General features: G+C 71.3%; 5 protein-coding genes and 1 pseudogene. 5 read left to right on the plus strand and 1 reads right to left on the minus strand.

From position 1 onward, the window contains the following. The first annotated feature begins 196 nt into the window (after positions 1-196). From FNX44_RS21525 to gcl, 3 genes are all read left to right on the plus strand, one after another. The gene (locus FNX44_RS21525) at positions 197-1,654 is read left to right on the plus strand and encodes a catalase (protein WP_143650327.1); all 1,458 of its coding nucleotides are present in this window, start codon (positions 197-199) and stop codon (positions 1,652-1,654) included. Between the two features lie 302 nt (positions 1,655-1,956). Beyond that, entirely contained in the window at positions 1,957-2,658 is a 702-nt protein-coding gene (locus FNX44_RS21530) for a hypothetical protein (RefSeq protein ID WP_143650329.1), read from the plus strand. A 332-nt stretch (positions 2,659-2,990) separates the two neighbouring features. Next, a complete protein-coding gene (gcl, locus tag FNX44_RS21535) occupies positions 2,991-4,778 on the plus strand; it encodes a glyoxylate carboligase (protein WP_143650332.1) in 1,788 nt (595 codons plus the stop codon). 134 nt (positions 4,779-4,912) lie between these two features. On the opposite strand, the gene FNX44_RS21540 is transcribed toward gcl, so the two are convergent. Further along, entirely contained in the window at positions 4,913-6,040 is a 1,128-nt protein-coding gene (locus tag FNX44_RS21540; RefSeq protein WP_228450084.1) for a winged helix DNA-binding domain-containing protein, read from the minus strand. 199 nt (positions 6,041-6,239) lie between these two features. On the opposite strand from FNX44_RS21540, the gene FNX44_RS21545 reads away from it, so the two are divergent. Next, positions 6,240-6,704, plus strand: a complete 465-nt coding sequence (locus FNX44_RS21545) for a nuclear transport factor 2 family protein (RefSeq protein ID WP_143650335.1) — start codon at positions 6,240-6,242, stop codon at positions 6,702-6,704. A gap of 148 nt (positions 6,705-6,852) precedes the next feature. After that, a pseudogene (locus tag FNX44_RS21550) lies at positions 6,853-7,078 on the plus strand (endonuclease/exonuclease/phosphatase family protein); the annotation flags it as partial.

The raw sequence follows: 7,078 nt of genomic DNA on the forward strand, positions 1-7,078 counted from the left end.
CTCCCCGAGGGCCCCGGCCGGCCCGAGCCACGCGCCGGGCCGACCCCCCGGACCCCGGGTGGCGGCGCCGACAACTGTCCTGTCGCGCCCAAGGCGCCGCCACCCGGAATTCAACAAACTGTTGACGTGCTGCCGAAGCCGTCCTTACGCTCCCACCGCGGAAGCCGACTTCCGCAGTCCCGCACGGAAGGTCACCATGTCGAAGCCCACGCTGACGACCGAGTCAGGCGCACCGGTCGCCGACAACCAGAACTCCGCCACCGCCGGGGTCGGCGGCCCGCTGCTCATCCAGGACCAGCACCTGCTGGAGAAGCTCGCCCGCTTCAACCGGGAGCGCATCCCGGAGCGCGTGGTGCACGCGCGCGGCTCCGGCGCCTACGGCCACTTCGAGGTGACCGACGACGTCACCGGCTACACCCGGGCCGCGTTCCTCGACACCATCGGCAAGCGCACCGAGGTCTTCCTGCGGTTCTCCACCGTGGCCGACAGCCTCGGCGGCGCCGACGCGGTGCGCGACCCGCGCGGCTTCGCGCTGAAGTTCTACACCGAGGAGGGCAACTACGACCTCGTCGGCAACAACACCCCGGTGTTCTTCATCAAGGACCCGATCAAGTTCCCCGACTTCATCCACTCCCAGAAGCGCGACCCGTTCACCGGTCGCCAGGAAGCGGACAACGTCTGGGACTTCTGGGCCCACGCCCCCGAGGCCACCCACCAGATCACCTGGCTGATGGGCGACCGCGGCATCCCGGCCAGCTACCGCCACATGAACGGCTACGGCTCGCACACCTACCAGTGGACCAACGCGGAGGGCGAGGCCTTCTTCGTCAAGTACCACTTCAAGACCAACCAGGGCATCCGCTGCCTGAGCAGCGAGCAGGGCGCCGAGCTGGCCGGCAAGGACGCCAACAGCCACCAGACGGACCTGCTGGAGGCCATCGAGCGGGGCGTGCACCCGTCCTGGACCCTGTACGTGCAGGTCATGCCGGCGGCCGAAGCGGCCGACTACCGCTTCAACCCGTTCGACCTCACCAAGGTGTGGCCGCACGCCGACTACCCGCTCCAGCGGGTCGGCCGCCTGGTGCTGGACCGCAACCCGGACAACGTGTTCGCCGAGGTCGAGCAGGCCGCCTTCTCCCCGAACAACTTCGTGCCGGGCATCGGCCCCTCCCCGGACAAGATGCTCCAGGGCCGACTGTTCGCCTACGCCGACGCCCACCGCTACCGGCTCGGTGTCAACCACACCCAGCTCGCGGTGAACGCGCCCCGCGCGACCACGGCAGAGAACTACGGCCGGGACGGCCTGATGGCCGCCAACGGCCAGGGCCGCCGCGCCAAGAACTACGAGCCCAACTCCTACGGCGGCCCGGTGCAGACCGACCAGCCGCTCGCCGCGCCGTTCGCCGTCAACGGCCACACCGGCACCCACGCGGCGCCGGCGCACACCAAGGACGACGACTTCTTCCAGGCGGGCGAGCTGTACCGGCTCATGTCCGAGGACGAGAAGAAGCGCCTGGTCGCCAACATCGCCGGCGGGCTCTCCCAGGTGACCCGGGACGACGTCGTCGAGAAGAACCTCGCCCACTTCCACGCCGCGGACCCCGACTACGGTCGCCGCGTCGAGGAAGCGGTGCGCGAGCTGCGCGAAGGCTGATTGGGAGGTCGGCCCCGCGCATCCCGTATCGCCGGTCGGTATGTGATCGGCTGATCTGAGGGGTGGCCGGCGATACGGGAACACCTCCGGGGCGGTCACGCGTCCGCCCCGACTCCCCTCACACCTCCCGGCGGTGCGAACGTCCTGTCGCGCCAGCCTCGCACCGCCGGGTGACCAACCGTGCCGAAACGTCCGCGAAACCGCCCGAGTTCCCCGGGTCCGGTCGCGGACGTTCCGGTTTTCCGCGACCATGGGGGCACCCACGCCAGACCGGCGACGGCAACAGCCGAGGAGAGTCCGCGATGACGGAGAACGCGACCGTGCGTTGCCCCGACTGCCGCCGCGAGCACCACTACAACCCGACCAACTACCCCTGCCCGTGCGGCACTCCCGTGAGCCTCACGCTCGCGTCCGACCAGCCGCCGGTACCGGTGCTGCGCCGCAACTGGTCCGACTGCTGGGTGTCGGTGCGCTGCGTGGGCTGCGGCCGCGTGGACAACTGGCCGCAGCCGGAACTCGGCTGCCCCTGCGGCACGTTGCTGCGACTCCCGGTGCGCGGCCGGCAGGCGCCGGCCGGTGCGGAACCGTCGGCGTCACCGACCGGCAGGGCGACCGACGCCCACCGGCCGGCCTTCCAGCCGGTGACCATCCGCACCGCACACGACGCGCTGCTCGCCGCCGACCAGTACCTGCGCTGGCTCGGCCACCGGGACGTCCGCGCGGCCGGCAGCCGCCCCGCCTCCGGAGTCGACCTGCGCGGACACGACATCGTCGCCCGCGTCGAAGCCGGCACGGCGCCGACAACCGTGCGCGCCGTGGAGACCATCTGGCTCAACGGGCTGAGCGAGTCGACGACGGCGGCCTGCTTCTCCCTCGCCGGCTACGCGCCGCGGGCCCGCGCCCGGGCCGACGAACTCGGCCTCGCCCTCTTTGTCCTCGACCTCACGGGGACCCCGCAGGCGGTCAACGAGGCCGCCGAGCGCCTGGTGCGCGGCGAGACCTGACCGCCGCACGCGGCACGTACCGGCGCTGCGGCGCCGCAGTCCCACCCTGCCCGGACTCCGACGTCCGGCGCTTCCGCCTGCCCGGCAGCGCGTGGCGTTCAGCCTGCCCCGCGGCGGGAACTGACGCCGTCTGACGCCCTTCGGCAGTGGACGGCAGACACCCACTCTCCTCCCCCGCGCCGCCCGTCCGGCCTTGACTCGAACGGGAGGCGGCTCTAGATTGCTTTCATATCGCAGAACGCTACTTCCACATCGTGGAAATCCCGGGCTCGCCAAGGCGGCCGGCGAGTAGCGGCCTCTCACGGTCCGATCACTTGCGATCAGGAGCACTCATGCCACGTATGACCGCTGCCCGCGCGGCAGTCGAGATCCTCAAGCGCGAAGGCGTCGACACCGCGTTCGGCGTTCCGGGCGCGGCCATCAACCCCTTCTACGCCGCGCTGCGCGCCTCCGGCGGCATCGAGCACAAGCTCGCCCGCCACGTGGAGGGCGCGTCCCACATGGCCGAGGGCTACACCCGCGCCAAGGCCGGCAACATCGGTGTCTGCATCGGTACCTCGGGACCCGCCGGAACCGACATGATCACCGGCCTCTACTCGGCCATCGGCGACTCGATCCCGATCCTGTGCATCACCGGCCAGGCACCGACCGCCGTGCTGCACAAGGAGGACTTCCAGGCCGTCGACATCGCCTCGATCGCCGCGCCGGTCACCAAGAAGGCCACCACCGTGCTGGAGGCGGCCCAGGTCCCGGGCGTCTTCCAGCAGGCGTTCCACCTGATGCGCTCCGGCCGCCCCGGCCCGGTCCTCATCGACCTGCCGCTGGACGTCCAGCTCACCGAGATCGACTTCGACCCGGAGCTGTACGAGCCGCTGCCGGTCCACAAGCCCGCCGCGACGCGCCGTCAGGTCGAGCGTGCGCTGGCGATGCTGGCCGAGTCCGAGCGTCCGCTGATCGTCGCCGGCGGCGGTGTCATCAACGCCGACGCCGCCGAGCTACTGGTGGAATTCGCCGAGCTGACCGGCATCCCCGTCATCCCCACCCTCATGGGCTGGGGCACCATCGCCGACGACCACCCGCTGAACGCCGGCATGGTGGGTCTGCAGACCTCGCACCGCTACGGCAACGCCACCTTCCTGGAGTCCGACTTCGTCCTGGGCGTCGGCAACCGCTGGGCGAACCGCCACACCGGTCGCGTCGACGTCTACACCGAGGGCCGCACGTTCGTGCACGTGGACGTCGAGCCGACCCAGATCGGCAAGATCTTCGCGCCCGACCTCGGCATCGTCTCCGACGCGCGCGCCGCGCTGGAGCTGTTCGTGGAGGTGGCCCGGGAGCAGAAGGCCGCCGGCACGCTGCCCGACCGGGGCGAGTGGGCCGCCGCCACCCAGCGCCGCAAGGCGCAGCTCCAGCGCCGTACGCACTTCGACGACGTGCCGCTCAAGCCGCAGCGCGTCTACGAGGAGATGAACAAGGCGTTCGGCCCGGAGACCCGGTACGTCTCGACGATCGGCCTCTCGCAGATCGCCGGCGCCCAGTTCCTGCACGTCTACCGGCCCCGCCACTGGATCAACTGCGGCCAGGCCGGCCCGCTGGGCTGGACGGTCCCGGCGGCGCTGGGCGTCGCCACCGCCGACCCGGACGGCACGGTCGTCGCCCTGTCGGGTGACTACGACTTCCAGTTCATGATCGAGGAGCTGGCGGTCGGCGCGCAGTTCAGGATCCCCTACGTCCACGTCCTGGTGAACAACTCCTACCTGGGCCTGATCCGCCAGGCGCAGCGCCAGTTCGACATGGACTACCAGGTCCAGCTCTCCTTCGAGAACATCAACGCGCCCGAGCTGGGCCAGTACGGCGTCGACCACGTCAAGGTCGTCGAGGGCCTGGGCTGCAAGGCGATCCGGGTCACCGAGCCGGACCAGCTGCTGCCGGCCTTCGAGGAGGCCAAGAAGCTGGCCGCCGAGCACCGGGTGCCGGTGGTCGTCGAGGCGATCCTGGAGCGGGTCACCAACATCTCCATGAGCGGCACCGGCCACATCGGCGAGGTCCTGGAGTTCGAGGAGCTGGCCACCGAGGCCGAGCACGCCCCCACCGCCATCGCCCCGCTGACCGGGGCGTGAGACGGGCGGGCGCGCCGCCGGGCTGGGGAGCCGTACGCGCCCGCCACGCCGTCCGCCGGGCGATGGACAGCACCCGCACCCCGGTGGACGGCCCTCTCCCCGACCGCCGCCCCTCCGAACGAGCCCTGGACGGCTCACGCCTCCCAGACGGGCGTCTCGTCCCAGCGGACGTCGTTCGCACCACCGGGGAGGTGCAGTTCGAGCAGAGCGGCCGCCTCCGCCTCGACTGCCGCGCGCTGGGGGCGCGGCAGCGGGCGGAACGGGTGCAGACTCAGCGCCCCCGCGGTGCGGCGCCGGTCGACCGTCAGCCGCCACACGCCCTCGATGCGTCCGTCGGCGAGGAAGACGGAGTAGGACGTGTTTCCGCGCCAGGTGCGGCGCTGGTCCTCACGGGTCACCACGCGCGAGCGGTCGGCATGCCCGTAGAAGAGGTTGTCGTACTCCGGCAGCAGCCGGGCCGGCGCGGGAGTGTCCGCGTCCGGCCGGGGAGCGTCGGGCATGTCGTACAGTTCGGTCCCCGACTCGTCCCGGAAGCACAGCAACCGCCCCCGCAGCCCGTCGAACACCTCGCCCAGGCCGGTCAGTCCGGACCACATCTGGGCGTCCTTCACACTGGCCGGGCCGAAGGCGGCGAGGTAGCGCAGCACCAACCGCTCCGGCGTCGTGGCCTCGACGCCGTCGACGTCCAGCCAGTGCTCGGCCGTGGTGTGGCGGGACTGGCCGCCGCGCTGCCACAGCCCGCGGGGCGGCACCTGGACCAGCGGCAGGTACTGCCGGACGAGCATGGCGAGCGCCTGCCGGTCCACCTCCGGCCAGCGCTCCGCGAGCAGCCCGCCCAGCTCGTGGGACGACCGCGGCGCCTCCTCCACCAACTCCCGCCCCCGCGCGACCACTTCGGCGATCTCCGCCTCCGGGAGAGCGGCGAGGGCCCGCCCGAACGCACCCTTGAGCGTGCGGAGATGGACATCGGCCAGCAGTGCGCGCAGCGGCAGGCAGTCCTCGGCGGTGACCAGGTGCAGGGTCGAGCGCTGCAGGCTCAGCCTGACCACCCGCCGCTCCTCGACCAGTCGGGAGAAGGCGTGCGGGTCGAAGTCGACGACACGGCTCCACAACGCCGTGTACACGTTTCCCGGCACCTGGGCGTGCATTCCCACCAGGTGTTCCACCACCTCGACGGGCGGTCGGTCGGTACGGGCGAGGAGCGCCTGGCGCTCGAGGGTGGCCCGGTTGATCTCACGCGTGCTCAGCACCTTGGTCCGCATGACGGCACCGTAGACGACCATGCGGCCAGGTTCTGTCCGGAACTCTCGAACCGACAGGCGAAGGAAATCCTCTGATCAAACTTGACTACCGCAGAACGGACCGTTAATCTCCTCAACCTCGCAGTAGTAATCAACTTTGACTACAGGAGTCTCCTTGCCCGCTTCCCACCCCTCGTCCGTCTCGTCGTTCCGCGACGACATCCCCACCGAGTCCGTCACGGGCTACCGCCCGACCGAGGAGGATCTGTGCAGCCTGGCCGAGTGGTTCGAGCACTACGACAACTCCAGCGCGGCGGGGGACGTCCCGCGCACGGCGGACCTGGCGGTCTTCCCGCTGAACCTGGTCACCGACGACTCGACGGGCCGGGCCTGGTGCGGTCAGTGGGACCGCGAGCAGTACCTGACCACGATGGGCGCGGTGATGGGCGGTGACGAGTCCGACGACGAGTCCGCCGAAGGCACCCGCTTCGACTCCACGCGCACGCCGTTCTTCCTCAGCCCCTCGCTCGCGGTGGTCTTCTCCCGCTCGACCATGACCGTAGGCGGCCGGACCCACCAGCTGGACTACGCCGACGTCCTGGTCAGGGCCGACGGGCAGTGGCGGTTCCAGACGATGCTCCAACCCGGTTGGGGCGACATGCTGAAGGGCGGCGACGCCGGCTGAGCCGTTCCCGGTGGTGCACCATCGGGACATGCGCGCAGGAGGCGGACGGCCGGCGGAGGACCGGCCGGCGGGCGGGTCGGGCCCCGACAGGGGTTCCCGGCCCGCCCGCCGGCGTGGACCGCGCCGGACGTCCGCCACGCTCAGCGTGTTGCTGCTGCTCGTGTGCACCGCGCCGCTGGTGGCGCGGATCTCCGACGCCGACGGGCCGACACCGCTCCCCCAGCTGCTGGCCTTCCTGCCCTGGCTGCTGGTGCCCGGCTGGCTCGCACTGTTCTTCGCCGTGCTGGCCCGTCGGCTGCTGCTGGTGGGCTGGGCCCTTGCGGCCCTCGGCACGATTGCCTGGTACCTCCAGCCCTACGGGCCGAGCCAGACCC

The sequence above is a fragment of the Streptomyces alkaliterrae genome, assembly GCF_007097205.2.
Lineage (GTDB): Bacteria > Actinomycetota > Actinomycetes > Streptomycetales > Streptomycetaceae > Streptomyces > Streptomyces alkaliterrae.

What these genes read in the sequence shown, in the direction of transcription:
- FNX44_RS21525 (WP_143650327.1), top strand. Translation starts at nt 197, where the DNA reads ATGTCGAAGCCCACGCTGACGACCGAGTCAGGCGCACCGGTCGCCGAC.
- FNX44_RS21530 (WP_143650329.1), top strand. Translation starts at nt 1,957, where the DNA reads ATGACGGAGAACGCGACCGTGCGTTGCCCCGACTGCCGCCGCGAGCAC.
- gcl (WP_143650332.1), top strand. Translation starts at nt 2,991, where the DNA reads ATGCCACGTATGACCGCTGCCCGCGCGGCAGTCGAGATCCTCAAGCGC.
- FNX44_RS21540 (WP_228450084.1), bottom strand. Translation starts at nt 6,040, where the DNA reads ATGCGGACCAAGGTGCTGAGCACGCGTGAGATCAACCGGGCCACCCTC.